The following is a 21,186-nucleotide window of genomic DNA, read 5'->3' on the forward strand; positions in this document are numbered from 1 at the left end:
GGGTTACCACTCCCGCTTCTTATTGTTACCATCAGTCAGTTCTGCCCCTCTTTTGCTGACGTGCAGCTCAAGATCTAATGCGGCTAAAATCTTGAATAACGTGTCGAGTTTGGTCGATTCAGGTTTAAGCTCAAAGTCAGAGACTGTGGTTTGTTTGATGCCAACCAGATCAGCAGTTTCCCGTTGCGTTTTCTGCACTAACTTACGCTGGTTGCGGACAGCATTCGCGAGCGCTGCAGCTGATGTTATCCTCATCGTCCAACTCCTGATTTTATCCCCTATAAGGCATATATAAACAATAACCCCTACAGGGGGTATTTGCAAATTATCCCTTGCAGGGGATAAATGGATACTTTTGGTAAAAATGAACTTGACGGTGACGATTTATCTTTTGGTGCCAGCTTTTTTTACCGCTTCGCATCGTCAATCAAGTAAAACGGCTTTTTGCTTGAATTGGTCTCTACTTCAATTAGCAAGATTTATTGAGTTAAACTACGTCAAAGCTGTCGAAAAAATGCGACAAAAAAACTCAGAATTTTGTGGTCATTTTTTTCGGTTTTGTCGTGAGCAGAGGTCATTTTTAGACAAAAATCTGTGACAGTTGCCTGTGACAAAATGGGTAAAAAAGCGCTCTTTTGTGACAGTAAATCGGTTGCTGTAAAAATCTTTGATTATAATTAAGTTGTTGATATAATTGACTAAATTTTGCTTTTCCGGTACCTATTTGAGCTCAGTACGAACATCCTCCGGAGGCAGAGGTCTCAGGTTCGAATCCTGACGGGTGCGCCATTCATATCCTGCAAGCCTCTGATTTTAAATCCTTATTTCACCTAAATCTAATCACGAAGCCGTCAATCAAGACCGTCATTCCTCTTTCCCTACATACTCACAGCTTATCAGTGCTGATTAACTAGGCTCATCTCATTCGTATCCAGCAATGCTCGCGCATTGGGCCTGTGATGAAGACAAGGGTGGGGTGGTGCTACAGAAAACTGAAATTGACTTTTGTTGTGGGGGGGTACTTTCGTTTTCTCAGCCAGAGTGCTTAGTGATACATCTAAACCAACATGAGCTATTTCCTGTAAACCTGAGTCCTTTTAACTCAAATCCAAGTCAAACCAACCTTTTTGAGGCTGCAATATCTGACTTTTGCACTGATGCAACCTTTTTACAGTCTGAGTTCTTCCTTTCGCTCAATGCAGATCTTCCTAACTATTCAGTTACTATTAAATCAGTGGTGTCCCATGGAGACTAATGTGGTCCAGATATTTTTTACTCCTTAGAGATCTCACCTGTTGTTTACTGCAGACAGTAATGACACTATAAGGTTGCGTTTGGGGATTTACATTTATACTGACAAGGATTCGCTATGTTTGAATTTATTGGTTTTTTAGTAGTTTGTTATATAGGGTTGGTGGTTATTAAAGCAGTCTATAATGCTTGGGCAAAAGGTAATCTAGTTAATTCGAGAGATTCTGCAATAAAAAATGAGATATTGCATACCATTAATTTATTTGCATCTGAAGTAAGTTTTATAAGTAGCCAAAATATTGTAGAACTAACAGAGATCTGTACTCACCAGTTTTATAACCGAATTAGTGGTGAAGAAAATTTTACTGTTTTTGATATATTTTTCAACTCATTGACTGGGCGTTATCTTCGTCTGACTATAGACGGTACTGTTTCTGCAGATGTATCTCTGCGATCTTGGCAAGAGACAGATCGATTCCTTAGAAATAATCCGACTTATAGTTCGGAACTCACCGCGAAACTCTTGTCTTTTTGGAGCAAAATATTAATCGATAAAGGTGTTGATCCTTTTAATTTTGAATTTTCATTTTGAGTGTAAATATTGAATATTGCGGCATTTACTCTAGCATCTTGTTCTTAACTGACGCAATTGTCTGTTGTCAAAGTTAAAATTAATACATCATTTTTTGAATTTTTCGCATTGCGAAAGAACAATGGGGAGCAAGGTTAAATCGCCTGTTTTACTAAATGCTCGTCTATTTTTGCGGGCACTCAGACTACAGCGTTTCGAAGTAGAACCCCCGAGCGATTCAAGCAACATCTTCTGAGCGAGCGGAGCGAGTGAAGAAGCCAGTGTTGCTTGAATTGTGAGGGGGGATTACATAGATTGGACTTACTTCTTTTTATCCCGCATAGAGCAAATATCAAATATTTGTTCATAGCAACTTTCCAAATTATTTTCCCGCTCAAATTTTTGCCATACATTTAGAAACAAAAAATCAGGATAAACTTAAGGGTAGATTGATTTCAGATTTGCTGAATTAAACAGTTTTGCATTGTTTTTACCGATTATTTATTGGTTTGTATCGGCTTATACAGTATATAGCGTTTTTGATTCATTGAGGCAAACTTAAGGTTGACAGTAAATGCTTGTTACTATTAAGGTTTCGTGTCAATTTTCGTTACAGATTAGATCATTAGTATAAATTTAAATGCATAAAAATCAGTGCTTTAACTGTGTGGCATATGTATTGCTTATCGGGAATGCTGGAAGCTTAATGAAGTAATGAGCACACAATAGGGATACACAATGAATTACGCTTTATCTGCTCTAATGCTTGTGTCTTTAGGGCTGTCGCTGCCTACCCAAGCTGGATTTGTTTCTGGCACTCACACGTATACTACTCACTCGGGGCAAGAAAAAACCGTTGATTTACAAGGTTTGGAGTGGATGCCGCTTTCATACACTGCCGGATTTTCTCGTGACGATATTGAAAATAAATCTGGGTTTATAGACAGGTTTAATAACGTGTGGAACAAAGGCGATTGGCGATACGCCACACGAATAGAAACAGAAACTTTATTGGGATCATTGTGGGGTGGAACCTACACCGCATTTTCGAAGGATAGTTATGCCGGTGCGCTTTGGTTTAAAAGATTCTTTGGCATGTTGACATACGACATTTCAAGTGGCTCAGATCGCGTGGATTTGGAATATAGTACTGACTGGCTCACAGGTTACGATTACGCTAGTGCGATTTACGGCGATGATAAAGAATGTGGTTCAGAATACGGCATGTCATGTGAGTTGAGTGTCGCATTATTTTCTAATAATAGCGGTAGTACTTGGGGTACTGATCCTTACACTGGCAAGTATACAATCACTTATATAGCCAACACAGGAAGTGCTGGTTATTTTAGCGAGTGTAATGGTCTTAATACAGGATATGACAGGTGTCAATATCGTATAAAAAATGACTTTCATGATTCAACAATCGGGTCGATGCTCGTTCGCAGCATACAGTCACCTCCTAAATCGGTGTCAACACCTAGTGTAGTAACCCTGTTAGCATTAGGTTTCATTGGCTTAATATGCAGCCGTCGTCGAATCGTATCTAAGTAGTCTAAGGCACTTTAGATTTATGAAACACTCTCAAAAAATAAGGATTTTTTGATGTTTAAAAATATTTTGATTGCTACTTGTTTGCTTGTTACATCAATCGCTTCACAAGCTGCATTGATCTCTCACTATGGCTATGAACGTGAAAGTACCTCCAATATTGTCAAAGGTGGGGGATTAGAATGGTTGATGTGGGATGTAACTAAAGGCATGTCTATTAGTCAGGCGCTTGCAGCGTACAAATCTGATGGATGGTCGCTAGCAAATAATAATAAAATGGCCATGTTATTCAATAGATTCAATTTTGGAAAGTCAAAATGGAGCTCTAGTCTAGGTATAAATCAATCGAATAACTCTCCTTGGGGTGCACAAGAGCATAAAGGTTTTCTAGATTTGTTTGGCATCACCTATATTTCTGACAACCTTTGTAATGAAAATAAGAAGAGGTGGTGTTATGCCTCTGATGATCCTTATTCTTATAGTGTTGCATTGTACGGTACATCATTTTCTGTTTATGGTGCAAGTGTAAGCGATGACGCCACGTATACGGAAATAAACTCTAAGTATCAGATGACCGCAGGGGCTGCGCTTTGGGAGTACAATTGGAGCGAGTGGGAATCTGCGAATTATGTGGGTGTGGCTTTAGTCCGTCAGGCTGTTGCAGAAGTACCACTGCCTGCCTCAATTACCTTGTTGATGCTAGGGCTAGTTACATTATGTCTGCGTCGTCGAAAATTGGCACGTAGTTAAGATTACTTGTCAGTGTCAACTTGACGCTCAAACTGTTCATTGCATCGGGTCAAGTAACAATCTTTAATCACGATAACTTTGATCTATTAAGCGTCCGTCCGAGTTGTTCTAAGTTCCCCCCATACATACATCAGCCCCCTTAAAGGGGGGCTGTATGTATGGGGGTTAGACTAAAACTGCATATCCGTTTTCTTCGATTACGAACCCGTCCTGAATCAAAATGTTCCGACACCGATTAAATGCAGCTTGCCTGCTGGGTTGCTTCGGAAGTTCGGTTGCCATTAGGATGTATGATGCTTGACGCCATTCCTGCACTGGTACGCATTGTTTTCCAGACAAGTTTGGTTGCGCATGCAACAGTGCATTCGTAACCGGTATGCCATGATCAGCAGTTGCATCATTTAGAGCCTGTAGAAGCTGCTGGGCACGTGTTTGCTTTGCTGGCTTATCCAATTCAGCTAACTCCAGATAAGCCGAATCTAACGTGCCTGAAGCTGTTTTTACCTGTATTGGCTTTAACACAAACTCCATTACATCAGGTTTATCAAAATCCTTCATTTTTTTGCATATCAGCTCAACACCACCTGATTTGGCTTTTAATTGATATTCGCTATCCAGTGATGCTCTAATCGCCGAACTACCTCTGCTATGTCCTTTTTCGCCATGGCCAGAATGGTGGATTGTCAGTATTGTTGCGTTAGTTGCATTTTTTAACTTATCAATGTGTTTTACAAACAGGCCAACATCTCTTGATGAGTTTTCGTCACCTTCACCAAAATTACGGTGTAGGGTATCAATAACAATCAGTGCTGGTTTGATTGTCTGTTGACTTATAATGTTTAAAAATTCGTTTACTGACTCGGGATTTGTCATTTCTAGTGGCTTAGATGAGACATAAATCCGGTTAGGTGGTGGGCTCCTATACTTAATTGCCAGCGCTTGAAATCGTTTTTGTATTCCCGAAAAACCTTCTCCGGCGATATATATAACCTCACCTTTTGTCACTGGATTTCCGTACCAGTCAATTCCTGAACCAATACAGAAAGCGAGTTCCATGGCCATGAAAGATTTATATGTACTTGGTTCACCAAAAAGCATACATAAGCTTTGTTTTTCGATGAAGTTTTCAACTAGCCAGTTAGTTTGATAGACCTTGCTCATGATTGAGCTAATTGGATCGAGGGTTAGCTTACTCATTTTTGGCCCTCTAAGCTGTAGTGGGCGATTCTAGGATGAATCCTACCTGTATTGCCGATAGCAGATATGAGTGTTGTCTTGATGCTTAACCCTTTTAATCTTAAGTCATAAATCATCTTACTTGGATTAATAATACCAAGCTCTCTGAGCTGAAAAGTGTTCAGTGTTCCATGTGCTTCAAGAGCTTCAAAAACTATTTGTTGAGTTTGGTTAAAGTGTGGCTCGTTCATATTATGATTCCTTAGATAGGATTGATGAGCCCTTGGTTAACATGCAGTGTTCGTCTACAATGTGATGGTCTAGATCTCAAGGAGCTTACTGGCATGTTTGCCTTAGGCTCCTTTTTTAATTGTTAATGTTCCGGTCTTGAACTCTGCTTTTGATCCAGTCATTCACCTCGCTTTCCAGCCAAGCTACAGATGTACCTCCTTTGACTAAGCTTATTTGCTTTGGAAACTGGTTTGTTTTAGTGAGTTGATAGATGTAGCTTTTGCTTAAACCAGTAAGTTTGGTCACTTCTCTGATTCTGATGAGTTTATTGGTGGGGTGTTGCATGTTGTACTCCGTATGTGATGTGTTGCTACGGAGTCATATTAATGCGGTTTTGTTGTTCGAAAAATATACAAAAAATACCGTGCGTAGGTTTTCGTATGTTTATGCTTTTGTTTTTAAACGATTTATATTTTTCTATTTCCTGTTGGTCTTCCACCTTTGAATCTGAAGCCAAGCTCTTTAGCAATGCTAGCTAGTGGTTCTAGCGCTCTATCGGTTCTGGTTTCATGAAAATTACCAATATCTTTTTCTCGTAAAATGTCCCATAACTGTTGCTTTGTTGGGGCACCCATCGTGTCGTAAATCTCCTGATAGGTTGCTTTTTCGCCTGAGTTTTGACTTATTCTGGCTTCCTCAAAGTGAGCAACGACAGCTTGTTTCCTTTTAGACGCGATGGGGACTAGTTTTTGGTTAATCGTGTTACCAGCTTGCGTTTTACTCGGTGCAGATGTTTGCAGGAAGTCTACAAAGACTGTAGGGCCATATAAGTCGAGGTCATATGACCGATTGATGTAACCGCCATCGAATATGTTTTCTTCAACAATACAGTATTGGGTTTTATCTTTCAGAAAGTTGCCGATTGTCAGGATATTATCGCTTTTACTATATGGCATGGTTGCTGGTAAAAATATCAATTCTTTATTGCTTTCAAATGTCTTAAATAAACCTGTTATTTGTTGGAAGGGGCCAAACTTGTTTAAGTTCCTAATTATAACTTTGGATCTAACTGCTCCAATGCTCTTTTCAGGAGTGAAGTAGATAGAGCCACTACTACTGTGCAGCTGTGTCAAAGCGATTTGAATTTTCGACGACGGGTCTTGCGTAAGATCTATAGATTGCAAATAATCGACAAAAGTTTGTCTCATTTAAGTCTTTCCTCTCAGTTCGTCTAAGTAGTCTGCCCATTTCTGCATCATCTCAATACGCTTTTCCATCAACTGAGCTTTGTTGTAGGTAGCCCTGATCCGGTCTCTGTTGATATGAGCAAGCTGTAACTCAATAACATCCGGATCGAAACCAAGTTCATTAAGGAAAGTACTCGCAGTATGTCGAAAACCGTGAGTGGTCATAAAACCAGTACCATAAGGCTCATTGGTTTCAGAGTTAATCATCCGCTTAATTGCGTTGTTACAAGTAGCTTCACTGATTGGTTTATTACTGCTGCTTCTGGTTGCAATGAAAACATATTCAAGATGTCCTGTAAGGGGTTTTAAATGCTCTAAGATTGCCACAGCCTGCGTTGCCAGTGGTACTTGCAACGGTTTGCGAGTTTTAAGCTCAGTCGCTGGTAGGTTAATCATCTTGATTTCGAAATCAATATACTCCCACTTAAGAAACCTGATGTTTATCGGCCTTAAAAACAGTAAAGGCATCAGCTTAAGTGCTTGAGTAACCACAAAATCTTGCTTTGGTGGCGGTGAATCTATTTGTTTCAGTAGATTACTAAGTTCTTCTGGTTTAGTGATATGTGCAAAGTTAGTACTAGTTAACTTATCTGGTTTAGGCAGCAGTTCAGATAAGCCCGCAGCTGGATTAACAGATATGAGCTTGAGTACAAACACTTGTTTGAAGATTTGGTTAAGTACACCAGCAAGCCTTAAAGCTGTTTCTCTGGTTCTGTCGCTTACCTTCATTAGCAAATCGTAGAGTTCTCGGGTATCCCATTGCTCTATTGGCTTAGCGTCTAAGTACGGTAGTAAGTTTTTGTTAACGCGCTGGATAATGTCAGCTTTAGTCGAGGGAGCTGAGTTACTGGTTCTGAGCCATTCGTTAAAGTAATGGCTAAATCGTTTCCCATTGCTCTTCTGTTCTTCTCTTACCGCTGTTGGTACTAATCCTCTGGCAACCAGTTCTCTGGCTTTCCTGTGTTCTTCTCTGGCTTCACTGAGGCTCACTCGGGGATATGAGCCAATGGTATAAGTCCCGCGCTTACCATCTAAGCGGTAATCGTATTTAAAGGCTTTATGGCCTGTAGCGTTGACTAACACATAGAGCCCTAACTCATCAGTAAGTTTGTAGGCTTTATCCTTTGGCTTAGCGTTAGCTATGGATCTGTCAGATAAGGGCATAGTGGAAACCGTCAGTTGAAACCGTCAATACATGTAGCTAGTATAGTCCTCTATGGACTGTATTGGAATTGTATTTGTTTAAAATCAATGAGATGCACTTATTTTATGGACTGTATAAGACGGGTAATACATATGTTTTGCGCATGACGGGTGCGCCATAAACGTCAAAACCGCCATTTCGGCGGTTTTTGCGTTTATAGTACCCTGTCGGATGAGAACCTGTTGTTCGACCAAGCGGCAGGATTGCCGTTTGGCACGTCGCACAGCGACGCCCGCAGGGCGAGCGCCATGGATGGCGCGAGTGAATCCTGACGTGATGCTGTCACAATATTCGGTCAAAACCGCCATTTCGGCGGTTTTTGCGTTTATAGTACCCTGTCGGATGAGAACCTGTTGTTCGACCAAGCGGCAGGATTGCCGTTTGGCACGTCGCACAGCGACGCCCGCAGGGCGAGCGCCATGGATGGCGCGAGTGAATCCTGACGTGATGCTGTCACAATATTCGGTCAAAACCGCCATTTCGGCGGTTTTTGCGTTTATAGCACCCTGTCGGATGAGAACCTGTTGTTCGACCAAGCGGCAGGATTGCCGTTTGGCACTCGCACAGCGACGCCCGTAGGGCGAGCGCCATGGATGGCGCGAGTGAATCCTGACGTGATGCTGTCAAAATATTGGATAAAACCGCCATTTCGGCGGTTTTTGCGTTTATAGTACCCTGTCGGATGAGAACCTGTTGTTCGACCAAGCGGCAGGATTGCCGTTTGGCACGTCGCACAGCGACGCCCTTAGGGCGAGTGCCATGGATGGCACGAGTGAATCCTGACGTGATGCTGCCACAATATTTGGTCAAAACCGCTATGACTAGCGCCCCGCCATGTCAGGACTAAGTCCAAAAAAACGCTTAATGTTTTCATTCAGAGACCGCCACTGTTGCTCGCTCCAGGCGCCCGCATGCGGCAACATGGAGAAGTGGTCGGTGTGAGGCCAGATGTCGAGCTGAATGGTGTTGGGAGTATTCTCTGCATAACGCAATGCCTGGCGGACATTGACAGTTTGGTCATTCCTGCCATGGATCACGAGGGTTCGCACTGACGGGTTATACAATTGCGCCGGGTCACAAGCTGTATATCTCTCCGGCCAATCTGACACAGAACCTCCCATCAATCGCATGATTTGTGCTGGCTGGCAGAGGTCTTCAGGGTGTGTAAGGCTGAGCACTCCACCAATAGATATCGCACTATGTATCTTTAGTGGGTTTGAATTATATAACGGACTTGCCACTGGTATTTGGCGTCTGCCAGCAGCCCATAACGCGAGACAGCCCCCTGCAGAATGACCGATCACTGATACATTGTGAATATCCAACGAATGTTCATCGGCAAATAGCCGCAGGGCATCAACGGCTGCTGCAATATCGGTAAAAACGCTTGGCCATGGCGCTTTTACATTGTCTCCCTCGCTATTCATCCGACGATACTCAATATTCCAGACAGCCCATCCTGACGTGACCAACTCTGGTATCAATTGAGACGTGGCGTAGCTGTTTAAGTCGTGATTATCTTTCCAGTAGCCGCCATGGATTAGGATTATCGCAGGGAATTGTCCGTGCCGACTACATTGATTCTCGGGCAAATAGAGGTCGCCAAACTGTTCTGAATCAGTGCCATACCGAATTCTATGCGTCGTGAATTTCTTATCTGATTGAACTATCGCCATCATCTGACCTCATAATGGTATAACAGCCGTATAGGCTGCAGCTGACACTTTGAAATTCCTTTAAAAAAACTATCATCCCTGCGTTGGAAGGATATAAAGTCGTCAAAATCTGTTTGCGTTCTGACCAAATTTGAAATTTATCTAAATCGGTACAGCGCAAAATCAGAATTATCGATATAATGGTATAATAGCGCAACAGGTGAACGTTTAGCGATAGAAGGAAGCACCATGCCCCTGAGCATTAAACAGATTGTGACCAAGAAAAAACTGTCGGAAAAAGTTGAAGAAGAGTTGGAACAGATGATCCGACGCGGCGAGCTGGCTGAAGGCGAAGCTCTGCCGTCCGAACGGGATCTGATGGAAGCATTTGGGGTCGGGCGGCCTTCTATTCGTGATGCATTGTCTGCTTTAGCACGTAAAGGTTTAGTCCGGATCGCCAGTGGCGAACGGACCCGCGTGACCCGTCCTTCAGCCGACACCATTATTTCTGAACTGTCAGGTATGTCGAAAGACTTTTTAGCCCAACCCAATGGCCTGCAGTATTTTGATCAACTGCGTAAGTTCTTTGAATCAAGTCTGGTGCGTTATGCGGCTGAGCATGCAACAGATGAACAAATCGCTGAACTTGAGAAAGCTTTGCAACTTAATCAAAACGCTATCAACAATAATGCGGTGTTTAAGAAAACAGATATCTATTTTCATCGGGTTATTGCCTCTATCCCTGGCAACCCATTGTTCCTTGCGATCCATCAGGCTTTGGTCGACTGGGTGATCGTATCCCGGCCTGATCCGGTCAACACCGAAGAGCTGAATCGACAAAGTTACGAAGATCACGCAGCTATCGTGGAATGTATAAAACAGCGTGATATTGAAGGCGCTGACAGAGCGCTGAGCCGACATGTCGATTATGTATTTGATAAGATTTACGGCAGTTAATTTTTAACACTCCCCGGCGCGATCCCACAGATCGCGTCTCCCTCCTCTTTTCTCCGATGTTATGACAATCTGACTAGAATTCATGCAAATATAGTGGTATAACAGGTATACAGTGTAATTGTTGGGTGGATGCAATGCGTAAATGTCTGTTACTTCTTATTGGGGTTTGGTTACTGATCAGCTCACCATTAGTGTTTGCGAGCAATTTTTTAGAATGGAAAAACGATCAGACTAGCAGTTTGGTTAATGTGGCCGTTGGTGATGGAGCAAGTCTGGTCCAGCAACAAGGGACAACCATTTTGTTGCCAGGGATACAGTTAGAACCACAAAAGCAACTGTATATCCTCAATGGCAAGGCATCTAAACCAGTGTTATTGCTCGATAGTGAGGCCGTTAGGCCTTATGCCGTCGCAGTCTCATATAAAGAGCAGATCATTATTGTCGGTGGACAAATCAACGGTTTGAATACTGCTGCTGTGAACTGGTTAAAAGTCTCAGATAACGGTAGCTCTGCCCAGGCCACAAAGCTCCCGGACTTGCCTAGGATCCCGACTCAACTGGCAGGCTCGGTCTTAAACGACCACTTGTATGTGCTGCTGCAAGCAGATGGCGAGTTACGCTTATTCAAACTGGCCTTGGCTGAAGCGGATAAATCAGGCTGGCAAGAGCTGAATGCGCCGGCAGTGCAGGGCGTAAATAGCATGACGCTCGCTGTTCAGCATGATGGCCGTGGTTATAAATTGTATGCAAATCTGCAGGCTGCAGCGTCATCAACCTGGTCGTTTGACCCAGACAAGCCAAACAGTTCCTGGTCTGAGTTAAAGACCCGTAATGCCCCCGCAGTAAATATCAAAAGTCTCTATCCACTTGGCCAGGCACACTTGTTAGCTGTTTCTGACTCAGGCGCAACTTTTCATTACAACACAATCACCAGAGCCTGGGCGGCATACGAGCAGGCTGATGCAGCAACAGGTTCTGTTGTTGCGAGTCTTTGGACCGATCAGGAGTTGATTTATCTGACGCGACAAGACATCGGCCTGAGTGTTCACAAAGCCGTGGTTGCAGGGCAGGGCCAGGAATTTGGCTGGTTAAATATGTTGGTACTGACCCTCTATTTAGTCGGGGTTGTATTGCTAGGCTTGTACTTCATGAACAAGAACAAAAACACCAACGATTTCTTCCGCGGCGGTCAGTCGATTCCGTGGTGGGGCGCTGCGTGTTCCATTTATGCCACCATGCTCAGTTCGCTGACCTATATGGCCTTGCCAGCCATCGTGTATCAGACCGATTGGGTGTTGCTCATTGGCATCTTAACGATTGTCGCGGTTGCGCCTGTTGCCGTTTATGTAGCTATTCCCTTTTTCCGTCAAATCGACGCGACCAGTGCTTATGAGTACTTATCGAAGCGGTTTAATATGGGCGTCAGACTGTTTGCCAGTGCTTTATTTACGCTATTCCATCTGAGCCGGATGGGCGTCGTGATGGCTCTTACCGCCCTAGCTATCGCGGCGATCACGCCATTCAGTGCGACCGAAAGTGTGCTACTGATGGGGGTGTTGTGCCTGCTTTACTGCACATTGGGTGGTATTGAAGCTGTCATCTGGACTGACACGCTGCAAACAGTGGTGCTGTTAATGGGGGCTATCGTTTGTTTTGTTGTGTTGGTGTCCGGGGTTGACGGTGGTATTTCCGAATTTGTCACCGTGGGTTTTTCAGACGACAAGTTCACGCTGTGGAATGCCGATTTTAGTTCCGGCAGCATTACAACCTTATCAATTTGGGTCATTGTGCTGGGTGGGATTGGTCAGAATCTGTCGAGCTACACAGCAGACCAGGCCATTGTGCAGCGTTACATGGTGACGCCCGATCCTGAAGCCGCAAAGAAATCAATTTGGGCGAATGCCATTATCGCCGCGCCATCTTCAGTGTTGTTCTTTTGCATCGGAACCGGCTTATATCTGTTTTATCAGGCGCATCCGGCACAACTCAATCCAACGGCACAGATTGACCAAATTTTCCCGACTTTTATTGTGACGCAACTCCCAGCTGGTTTAGCGGGTCTGATCATCGCCGGTATTTTTGCCGCCGCGCAGTCGACAGTTTCCACCAGCATTAACTCGATGGCGACAACATTAGTCACCGACTTTGTAAGGCCGTCGAACCTGGTCAAAACAGAGAAGGGCTATATGCGTGCAGCGCAATTGCTGACTTTCATCGTCGGCGTCATTGGTACCTGTGTTGGACTTGTGTTTATCGATCCGGCGATTCGGTCGTTGATGGATACTTATTTTGTTGTGATTGGCATGTTCATGGGGGCATTAGGTGGTCTGTTTGTGCTCGGTGTGGTTACTCGCCGGGCGAACGGTGTTGGCGCGATGGTTGGCTTAGTGGTTGGTGTCAGCATTATGGTTTTGTGCTGGAAGTACAATCTGGCTAATGGCTACTTGTACTGCACCATTGGCATTGTCTCATGTGTGGTTGTCGGATACTTAGCCAGTCTGATGTTTCCGGGCAGTAAAAAAGACCTGGCGGGTCTCACTCTGTTTACTATGCAATCCACTCAATCTGCTGCACCGAAATCACAACAACCATCTTCAGTGAGGTCTGTATGACTTTTAAAAACGCTCAGTTAGAACAGCGTCTATTAAGCACATTGCATCAAAGTCTGATTGTCTCCTGTCAGCCCGTCCCCGATAGCCCGATGGACCGCGACGATATTGTGCTGGCGATGGCGCAGGCCGCCGTTGCCGGCGGTGCCAAAGGTCTTCGTATTGAAGGAGCGAAAAGGGTTCGTTTGGTCGCGCAGCATTGCCAGGTTCCGATTGTAGGCATTATTAAACGCGACCTGACTGACAGTGAGGTTCGTATTACCCCATATCTGGAAGATGTCAAAGCGCTGGCGGAGGCGGGCGCACTGATTATTGCTTTTGATGGCACGGATCGGGTGCGGCCTGTCTCCGCACTACGCTTACTTGCTGCTATTCATCAGCATGGTTGTATCGCGATGGCTGATTGTGCTGACGTCGCGTCAGGCGTTGAGTTAGCAAAGCATGGCTGTACTTTTATTGGCAGTACCTTGTCTGGATATCTGGGTGAGCATACGCCCTCAGAACCGGATCTGAAACTGGTGCGCGATCTCTCAGCGCAGGGATTATATGTGATAGCCGAAGGCCGATACAACACGCCTGAATTAGCCGCACGCGCGATTGAACTGGGTGCCACAGCAGTGACTGTGGGGTCTGCGGTGACCAGGATTGAACACATCACCGGCTGGTTTGTGCAAAGTGTGGAACATGCATCTGTATGAATAAAGCGACTATTGCCATTGATGTAGGCGGTACTAAAATTTCGGCGCTTCTGATTCAGGATGGCACAGTGCTTGAACGTCGCAAAATTGATTCGGTGGTTCATACGAACCTCGACGGTCTTGCAGAACATTTGTATCAGCTCTGTTCAGGCTGGATTGAACAGGCTGAGCATTTGGCGATTGCCTGTACTGGTCAGGTGCGCAGCGATAGCATTGGCTTTTTGTCCGCGAAAAAACAACTCCCTCTACAACAGCAATTGAATTCACTGTTCAAGTTACCGCTGACCATCATCAACGATGCTGCGGCTGCCGCCTATGCACAATTTAAACTGCTGCAGCATGCAGGGCTATTTTGTGGCAAAACCGAGACTCTGGTTTACATCACGGTATCAACCGGGGTCGGCGGCGGCATTATGCAAAATGGCCAGTTGGTGATGAGCGACGACGGTTTTTGCGCACATCTCGGTCATGTCACTGTGCCGCATCAGGGGAGGCCAGTGCGATGTCACTGCGGCCGTGATAATTGTGTGGAAGCCATTGCTTCCGGCACCGCGTTAGCCAAACGAGCGTCGGCGCTCCTCGGGCGCTCAGTCAGTACGGCTGAAGTTTTTGCTTTGAGTGACGCAGTACCTGCAATGGCCGAATTGATCGATGACGCAGCTTCAGCACTGACATCTTTAATTGCCAATGCCAAGGCCTGGACTGGATGCCAATATGTTGTGATGGGCGGAAGCGTTGGTGTCTCAGCGCTGTTCTATCTGGTGCAACAAAAGTTGGCGCAATTACCGGAAATCTATCAGGTCACTTTATTAAAACCCGACAACGGTGCAGATTCTGATGCCTGGGGAGTTTATTGGTATTCGCAACGCGCGTTGAACACAAACCAGTTACCATCCATTCAATGACGACCAGATAAAGAGGCTGACATGCAAATAGTGCTGTGTGATGACGCTGAACAAACGGCACGTGAAGCGGCAAAATGGGTGCAGGCATTACTGGTACATAAAACCAGACCTGTGCTGGGTTTGGCGACCGGTTCTACCCCGATCCGGCTCTATCAGGAATTGATTCAGTTATACCAACAGCAGAAAATTAGTTTTGCCAACTGTACGACGTTCAATCTGGACGAGTATTTTGATATCGCGCCTGCGCATAAACAAAGCTACCGCAGTTTCATGCAAACACAGCTGTTTAATCATATCGATATAAACCTGCAAAACACGCATTTACCGGCCTGTAGCCAGGGGCAAAATCCACGCCTTGTTGGACTTGAGTATGAACAACACATTGCAGCCGCAGGCGGTATTGACTTACAGATCCTCGGCATCGGCAGTAACGGTCACATTGGTTTTAATGAACCAACCTCCAGTCTGGCCTCGCGGACCCGCCTGAAGACGCTGACAGCGCAAACAATGTCAGACAACAGCCGGTTGTTCAGTCCGGATGAAGTGCAACCAACGATGGCGATGACGATGGGCATCGCCACTATTATGGATGCGAGGTATGTACTCTTAATAGCAACGGGGCTTGGCAAAGCGGAAGCGGTCAGGCAAATGGTCTGTGGGCCGGTATCGGCCTATTGCCCGGCGTCCGTTTTGCAGATGCACGAGCACGCGATAGTTGTTCTGGATAAAGCGGCAGCATCGCTGATCTCAGACCAGCAATACCTCAAAGTGGCTGAGCAGGAAAACCAACGAATGATTGAAATCTATGGCCTGCAGTTTATTGCTGAGTCATGAGTTCGCGGGTTGATTGCCCGTAAAGCCGTGCCTTTGAAAAAAGGTGCCGTGTTACTCGCGGCAATTTCATACAGATTTTAATGTCACCAATGTAATTACTAGCGTTGGATAGACGATTTGTGGCAGAAGCTGATGAATACATTGGAGATAGCCAAATCGTAGCTTTTCACTGAAAGCGGACGTTTTGGAAAATATACAAATATCTGCTTTCGAAACTTTCGAGACATCCCCGTGACCTTCCCCCGTGCGCTGCCGGGCAACAACAGGTGCTTTAGCGTTTTTTTGGCGGGCGACTGGCCTGTCACCGCGCTTTGCTCGTATACCTGCAGTATGGCTTTGCAACAAACATCTGAATATGACCACCGCCAAAAGCAGTAAAGTTCCCACCAGCCGGCTGGCGCGATTTGGCAGCCTGGCTAGTTTAGCCAGCAGAGTAGCCGGTGGCATGTTAGCCGAAGGCGCCCGACAGCTGGCGCAAGGCCAAAAACCGGCGCTACAGCAAGTCTTGCTGACGCCAGCCAATGCAAAACGCGTCACGCAGCAGCTGGCGCATATGCGTGGCGCGGCGATGAAACTTGGCCAATTGTTGTCGATGGATGCCGGCGACCTGTTGCCGCCGGCGCTCAGTGGCATATTGGCGCAGCTCAGAGCGCATGGCAGCCCGATGCTGCCGGCCCAACTGGCTGCTGTGCTGAAGCAAGAATGGGGCGCGGACTGGCAACGTCAATTCAGTCACTTTAGTTTTGCGCCGCTGGCGGCTGCTTCGATTGGCCAGGTGCATGCAGCAAACCATGACAATGGCCGGCCGCTGGCCGTGAAAATCCAGTATCCGGGTATCAGCACCAGTATCGACAGCGATGTGGATAATGTGGCGACCTTATTACGCATCAGCGGGTTGCTGCCGCAAGGGCTGGCTATCGACCCGTTGCTGGCCGAAGCGAAACAACAGTTGCATCAGGAAGCGGATTACCTGCAGGAAGCCCGCTACCTGCAGCGCTATCAGCAGCTGCTCGCCGCTGATCAACGCTTTTTACTCCCAGAGTTATACCCTGAGCTGTCCAGTCGCCATATTCTGACCATGGGCTTTGTCGACGGCGTCGCGCTGGACGAGTTAAGCCGCCAGCCGCAGACGCTGCGTGATGGCGTGATGAGTGATTTGTTTGAGCTGTTATTTCTGGAGATCTTTTCTTTCCGGCTGGTCCAAACCGACCCGAACTTTGCCAACTACCGCTACAATCTGGCCACCAATCAGCTGGTCTTGCTGGATTTTGGTGCCTGTCGTGATTACAGCCCAACGGTCAGTGACGGCTATCGGCAGCTGTTCCGTGGCTTACTGCAACAAGACCAATCCATCCAATTGCAGGCGCTGCAACAAATTGGTTATTTCGGCACCGACATAGTGCCAGCCCAGCAACAAGCCGTGCTGGATTTGGTCAGCCTGGCTGCGGAGCCACTGCAACAAGCTGTGTATGATTTTGCCGCTTCTGATTTAGCGCCGCGCATGCGCGACGCCGGATTACAGCTATCGACCCGCTTGCGCTACTGGCATACACCACCGGTCGATGCGTTGTTTTTACATCGTAAAATGGCAGGTTTATTTTTGCTGGCCAAACAGCTGCAAGCCAAAGTGTCAGTGCGAGCCTTGCTGGAGCCGTTTTTATAAGCTTGCCAGCAAAGCCTGTCAGACTGGCTGGTATCGCTGTCACAACCAGATTTTGTAACTTGGATAAATATGAACTGATCTTTGAGAATGAATTTCGGATAAACCGAACGCCCGCAAATAAGGCAAAATCGCCATTCTTTTTTTTCGTGAGTCTCACTTTTAGGCTAATGCAATACGTTTGCTTCAGACATCGGTAAGTGGATTTAACAATAGTGGTTTGAAGAGACTTCAAACTACTCAGCCGATGGTTATTTCGGGTTATCTTCTACCTTCGCTGTCTACCATCCAATGCTTTTTTTGCAGTCCAAGTTACTCAGCAAGAGTGAAAATCATCGGAGACGGCCCCGGATATAAACTATCCGAGGCCTTTCTGCTTACAGCAGCTGACGTAATAAATGGATCGGCAAACGCATGGTGCGGATCTGGCTTGAATTATCCTCAAAGATCACCAGCATTTGCGAGTCATTGATTTGGATAATGTCTGAGTACGCAGAGCCTCCGCTGACTAACTGCAGTGGTCCCTTCCATGTCTGCCCTTCGTCAAAACTAAGCCATAAACCTAGATTTGTCCGGCCAGCGTGCGTGGTTAAATCACCGATAGGGTTGGTAAATGCGAGGTAACTGGAGCCGTCCGTTTGTTCAATGCGGGTAATAGACGCATCGACGGTACCGGTACTGAGATTGGTAAAAACATTGGCGCCGTTCCCACTCAGCATACTCCAGGTTTCGCCGCCGTTATCGCTGACAAACTGATAGCGGGGGCCGTAATTGACAGTCCCGACGACCTGATTAAAGTCAAGACGCACGGTCATCAGCAACCGGCCATCGGTGAGTTCCACCATATCTGCTTCACTGGGCTCCAGTGTTTTCAGTGTTGTGCCAGACCATTGATATGGCAGCGGTAACTCATCGCCATATTGCCATTGCTGGCCATTATCATCACTGTAAATGGAAACAACGTTCAGGAAGCTTTTATCGAGTTGAATAGCCGGGTAAATCAAACGACCATTGTGCTCTCCCTGATTGAACTTTTGTTTGGCTAAAGCAATGCCATGGCCCGGTCCCGGATTGATACTGGAGTCGCCGTACTGGCTAAAACCGCGGCCTTGCGTTGTTTTGCTCCAGCCCTGCGATTCAGGTGTAGTTTGGTTGGTTGCGGGGTTCAAGACTGTCAATGCTGCGGCATCGAACTTAAAGCTGAGAGCGGCATTTTTCGTCAGTTCAATGTTTGCCAGATGCATGCGCCCATCCACTGCTGCGTCATTATTACCAAAACGGACTAAACTGCTGGTGCTGATTTGTCCAGTCCAGGTTGCGACGGTAGCGCCATCAACTGTTAAAGTCGCGGTCTGTGAAGCAGGGCTGTAAGCGATGTCCATGTCGAAAAATGCAAAAGGTCTGTCGTTCGCATTTTTTAACGGGTAAGTCGTTGCCACACCATTGAGTTGAACGGCCAGACTACCGGATGCGGTGCGAATAAAGTTCGCCTGAAACAGTTTGCTGCCGTTCGAAACCGAGATGATATTGGCGGCGCCTGCTGCGATCCGCAGGTTTGCAGCGAGCTGCCAGGTATCACTGATGACCAGATTACTGGCACGGCTAAACACCTGCGAACCTGCCAATCCGACTATTTGCAGACCCTGTTCTTTGACATCAGGGTTTGGCAGCTGAACAGGCAGAGACCATGTCCGGCTCACTAAATCGAACTCGTTAACTAATAATGCATTATCCAGCCAAGGCTTGATCACATCACCGTTTTGAGCGGCATTGGTCGGCCATTTGGCATAAGCGACCACCAGTTTCTGGTTGACTTCATCCAGCATCGGCCGAGGATCAGAGAAGTCAAAACCGTTGTTGATGTTGGCTGGGGCAGAGATATTATTTGATGCCCCCCAGGTCAGACCAAAATCTGTGGAGACTCTGGCAATGATGTTGTTGGTGTTACTGGAACTCCCGGGGTCACCGCCACCAATGCGCTGCTCTGCAAAGATCGCAACGACGCCGCTGTTGTCTTTAGTAGAAATCACCGATGGGATCCGGTCGGGTGATGCAAAAACCGCATCGCCATGTACCTCAAATCGCACGTCCCGGTACAAAGCTTTGCCACTGACACCGGAAGAGCCGTTGCCCCAGGTGACAAAGTTTTGGGTCGTACTTGCGCCTGACCAGTCTTTGGCTATCAAACGGCCATCAACATAAAAACTAGCCATGCCGTTGCTGTTTGGCAGCGTGACGATCTCATACCTATGGAAAGCTGTGGCATCCACTCCGGTCGCAATCACAAATGGTGTGGTCTGCGCATGCCCCACTAGGGTGACTTCTAATCTGCCGTTATTTAATGAGACTATCGGGAGATATCTTTTCACACCGTTGGCGTAGTAATTGGTGAAATACCCGCCTTCTAATACCCGCATTTCAACCATGTAGTGCCAACCAAAACTGGTTGCGGCGCTATTGACTGCCGCACTGGGCACCATTCGCCATTCGCTGCGGCCGTTTATGCCATCCACCAGATAAAGCGGTTCGCCGGTTGTAGTATCCACGGCACCTGTTCCGCTGAGTGAGCGGTCAGGAGCCCATCCTTGGGCTGTCGGATTCGGGTTTATATTTCCTGCATCATAACTTTGCAAACTCGCATGGCTTGCAAACGACATCGCGCAGCAGAGCACAGCAATAGCCCCAAGGACTTTACGCATTATTTTATCCTTCTGTTGATCATTAAATTACCTAACTATCGCATCACACTAAAGGTGTGATGGTATAACAGGTGTATATGACAATAGCTTTTGCGCAAAAAATGATCAATCAAAAAGGTGAATTTTTTTTATAAATTGTGTGAATTTGAGCAGGGAAGTGAGAAATGTAATCAATGAGAGCAGCGAAGATCTCTTGCAGATCTTCGCTTTTTTACCGGATGATTAAGCTAACTTGATAGCAAAATCAGCGAAATGAATCGCACTGAGTTCCTCACTCATTTTCGCGAACTCTGCGTCAGTCATGTTTTGAAATGGTGTGCGGTTCGGGCCTAAATCTAAACCCAGCAGCCGCATGATTTGTTTGCCGGCCACAATATTGCCGCGGTAACGACAGATCACTTCAATCAGGTCCCATGACTTTTGTTGTAGTTGTTGCGCTAATACCATGTCACCTTTGGCATAAGCGTCACGGATCTTCACATATAAACCCGCCGCATAGTTAAAAGTGCCGCCAATACAGCCCTGAGCGCCGCCCATTGCCAGAGAAGCTAACAATGTTTCATCCTGACCATGCAGGATGTCGAATTTGCCGCCCTGGTAACGATGACACAATGAATATTCAAATAAGCTTTCGAAGGTGTATTTGATACCAGCGAAATTCGGGATGCGGCCATCGACGGCCTTTAACAGTTCCAGCATCGAGAGGTTGATACCGGTAAATGCCGGGATATGGTAGTAGTAAAACGGTAGCTCGGGAGCGCCACTGGCGATTTCAGCACAATAATCTGCGAGCTCCTGAATACGATTAATTTTCGGAAAGGTTGGGCCCATTACACTGGTCGCATAAGCACCGGCTTTGGCAGCATGGGCGGCTAACAGCTTGCTTGCTTTAACACTGTTGCCACCAACATGCACTATCACCTTGAAGCCTGCTGGTGCCGCTTTACACCAGGCTTGTGCTGCGATCATCCGCTCTTCTTCAGTCAGCATTTGTCCTTCGCCAGAAGAGCCGTTGATAAATACTCCTTCAATCCCATTGTTTGCCAATGTTTGTGCGTAACGTGGGATCACGTCTAAATTCAGCTCGCCATTTTTGTCAAAAGCCGTGAAAGGGGCGCAAATCAATCCATTAATTTTGTTCATAAGATGTCTCTTGAGTTGATAACAGGGAACGGCCGCGAAGCCAGGTAT

18 protein-coding genes are annotated in these 21,186 nt (G+C 46.2%); 9 read left to right on the forward strand and 9 right to left on the reverse strand.

The features are described 5' to 3' along the window. Positions 1 to 3: 3 nt before the first annotated feature. Positions 4 to 255: a helix-turn-helix domain-containing protein gene (locus ACFFJP_RS02660; protein ID WP_377240210.1), complete on the reverse strand. Its 252-nt coding sequence runs from the start codon at positions 253 to 255 to the stop codon at positions 4 to 6. A 1,114-nt stretch (positions 256 to 1,369) separates the two neighbouring features. Between ACFFJP_RS02660 and ACFFJP_RS02665 the strand changes: the two genes are divergently transcribed. From ACFFJP_RS02665 to ACFFJP_RS02675, 3 genes are all read left to right on the forward strand, one after another. After that, positions 1,370 to 1,843: a hypothetical protein gene (locus ACFFJP_RS02665; protein WP_377240212.1), complete on the forward strand. Its 474-nt coding sequence runs from the start codon at positions 1,370 to 1,372 to the stop codon at positions 1,841 to 1,843. Positions 1,844 to 2,560: 717 nt separating this feature from the next. Beyond that, complete coding sequence (locus tag ACFFJP_RS02670) at positions 2,561 to 3,373, forward strand: hypothetical protein (RefSeq protein WP_377240214.1); 813 nt, start codon at positions 2,561 to 2,563, stop codon at positions 3,371 to 3,373. Positions 3,374 to 3,424: 51 nt separating this feature from the next. Beyond that, a complete protein-coding gene (locus ACFFJP_RS02675; protein ID WP_377240216.1) occupies positions 3,425 to 4,120 on the forward strand; it encodes a PEP-CTERM sorting domain-containing protein in 696 nt (231 codons plus the stop codon). A 165-nt stretch (positions 4,121 to 4,285) separates the two neighbouring features. On the opposite strand, the gene ACFFJP_RS02680 is transcribed toward ACFFJP_RS02675, so the two are convergent. The 6 genes from ACFFJP_RS02680 to ACFFJP_RS02705 form a co-directional block, all read right to left on the reverse strand. Then, positions 4,286 to 5,317 carry an AAA family ATPase gene (locus tag ACFFJP_RS02680; protein ID WP_377240218.1) on the reverse strand — a complete coding sequence of 344 codons (1,032 nt, stop codon included), beginning with the start codon at positions 5,315 to 5,317 and terminating at the stop codon, positions 4,286 to 4,288. Then, positions 5,314 to 5,547, reverse strand: coding sequence for a helix-turn-helix domain-containing protein (locus ACFFJP_RS02685; RefSeq protein ID WP_377240220.1), 234 nt, complete (start codon positions 5,545 to 5,547; stop codon positions 5,314 to 5,316). Before ACFFJP_RS02685 ends, ACFFJP_RS02680 begins: the two co-directional genes overlap by 4 nt. Before the next feature lie 115 nt (positions 5,548 to 5,662). Continuing rightward, on the reverse strand, positions 5,663 to 5,872 hold the full coding sequence (locus tag ACFFJP_RS02690) for a helix-turn-helix transcriptional regulator (RefSeq protein ID WP_377240222.1): 210 nt from the start codon (positions 5,870 to 5,872) through the stop codon (positions 5,663 to 5,665). 122 nt (positions 5,873 to 5,994) lie between these two features. Beyond that, positions 5,995 to 6,735 (reverse strand): hypothetical protein, encoded by a 741-nt coding sequence (locus ACFFJP_RS02695; RefSeq protein WP_377240224.1) that lies wholly within the window; start codon positions 6,733 to 6,735, stop codon positions 5,995 to 5,997. Next, entirely contained in the window at positions 6,736 to 7,938 is a 1,203-nt protein-coding gene (locus ACFFJP_RS02700) for a tyrosine-type recombinase/integrase (RefSeq protein WP_377240226.1), read from the reverse strand. Positions 7,939 to 8,799: 861 nt separating this feature from the next. Beyond that, complete coding sequence (locus ACFFJP_RS02705; protein ID WP_377240228.1) at positions 8,800 to 9,657, reverse strand: alpha/beta hydrolase; 858 nt, start codon at positions 9,655 to 9,657, stop codon at positions 8,800 to 8,802. A gap of 225 nt (positions 9,658 to 9,882) precedes the next feature. Between ACFFJP_RS02705 and ACFFJP_RS02710 the strand changes: the two genes are divergently transcribed. The 6 genes from ACFFJP_RS02710 to ACFFJP_RS02735 all read left to right on the forward strand — a co-directional run bounded on the left by ACFFJP_RS02710 (position 9,883) and on the right by ACFFJP_RS02735 (position 17,299). Further along, complete coding sequence (locus ACFFJP_RS02710) at positions 9,883 to 10,590, forward strand: transcriptional regulator NanR (RefSeq protein WP_377240230.1); 708 nt, start codon at positions 9,883 to 9,885, stop codon at positions 10,588 to 10,590. A gap of 134 nt (positions 10,591 to 10,724) precedes the next feature. Beyond that, a complete protein-coding gene (locus ACFFJP_RS02715; protein WP_377240233.1) occupies positions 10,725 to 13,202 on the forward strand; it encodes a sodium:solute symporter in 2,478 nt (825 codons plus the stop codon). Then, entirely contained in the window at positions 13,199 to 13,897 is a 699-nt protein-coding gene (locus ACFFJP_RS02720) for an N-acetylmannosamine-6-phosphate 2-epimerase (RefSeq protein WP_377240235.1), read from the forward strand. Before ACFFJP_RS02715 ends, ACFFJP_RS02720 begins: the two co-directional genes overlap by 4 nt. Then, positions 13,894 to 14,802 (forward strand): ROK family protein, encoded by a 909-nt coding sequence (locus ACFFJP_RS02725; protein ID WP_377240238.1) that lies wholly within the window; start codon positions 13,894 to 13,896, stop codon positions 14,800 to 14,802. Before ACFFJP_RS02720 ends, ACFFJP_RS02725 begins: the two co-directional genes overlap by 4 nt. Before the next feature lie 21 nt (positions 14,803 to 14,823). Next, positions 14,824 to 15,636: a glucosamine-6-phosphate deaminase gene (gene nagB / locus ACFFJP_RS02730; RefSeq protein WP_377240240.1), complete on the forward strand. Its 813-nt coding sequence runs from the start codon at positions 14,824 to 14,826 to the stop codon at positions 15,634 to 15,636. Between the two features lie 355 nt (positions 15,637 to 15,991). Beyond that, complete coding sequence (locus tag ACFFJP_RS02735) at positions 15,992 to 17,299, forward strand: ABC1 kinase family protein (protein WP_377240243.1); 1,308 nt, start codon at positions 15,992 to 15,994, stop codon at positions 17,297 to 17,299. 374 nt (positions 17,300 to 17,673) lie between these two features. On the opposite strand, the gene ACFFJP_RS02740 is transcribed toward ACFFJP_RS02735, so the two are convergent. Together ACFFJP_RS02740 and ACFFJP_RS02745 are read right to left on the reverse strand one after the other, a co-directional pair. Further along, positions 17,674 to 19,842: an exo-alpha-sialidase gene (locus ACFFJP_RS02740; protein WP_377240245.1), complete on the reverse strand. Its 2,169-nt coding sequence runs from the start codon at positions 19,840 to 19,842 to the stop codon at positions 17,674 to 17,676. Positions 19,843 to 20,217: 375 nt separating this feature from the next. Next, positions 20,218 to 21,138, reverse strand: coding sequence for a dihydrodipicolinate synthase family protein (locus tag ACFFJP_RS02745; protein ID WP_377240247.1), 921 nt, complete (start codon positions 21,136 to 21,138; stop codon positions 20,218 to 20,220). Between the last annotated feature and the right edge of the window lie 48 nt (positions 21,139 to 21,186).

The organism is Rheinheimera tilapiae, from assembly GCF_042432165.1.
Classification (GTDB): domain Bacteria; phylum Pseudomonadota; class Gammaproteobacteria; order Enterobacterales; family Alteromonadaceae; genus Pararheinheimera; species Pararheinheimera tilapiae.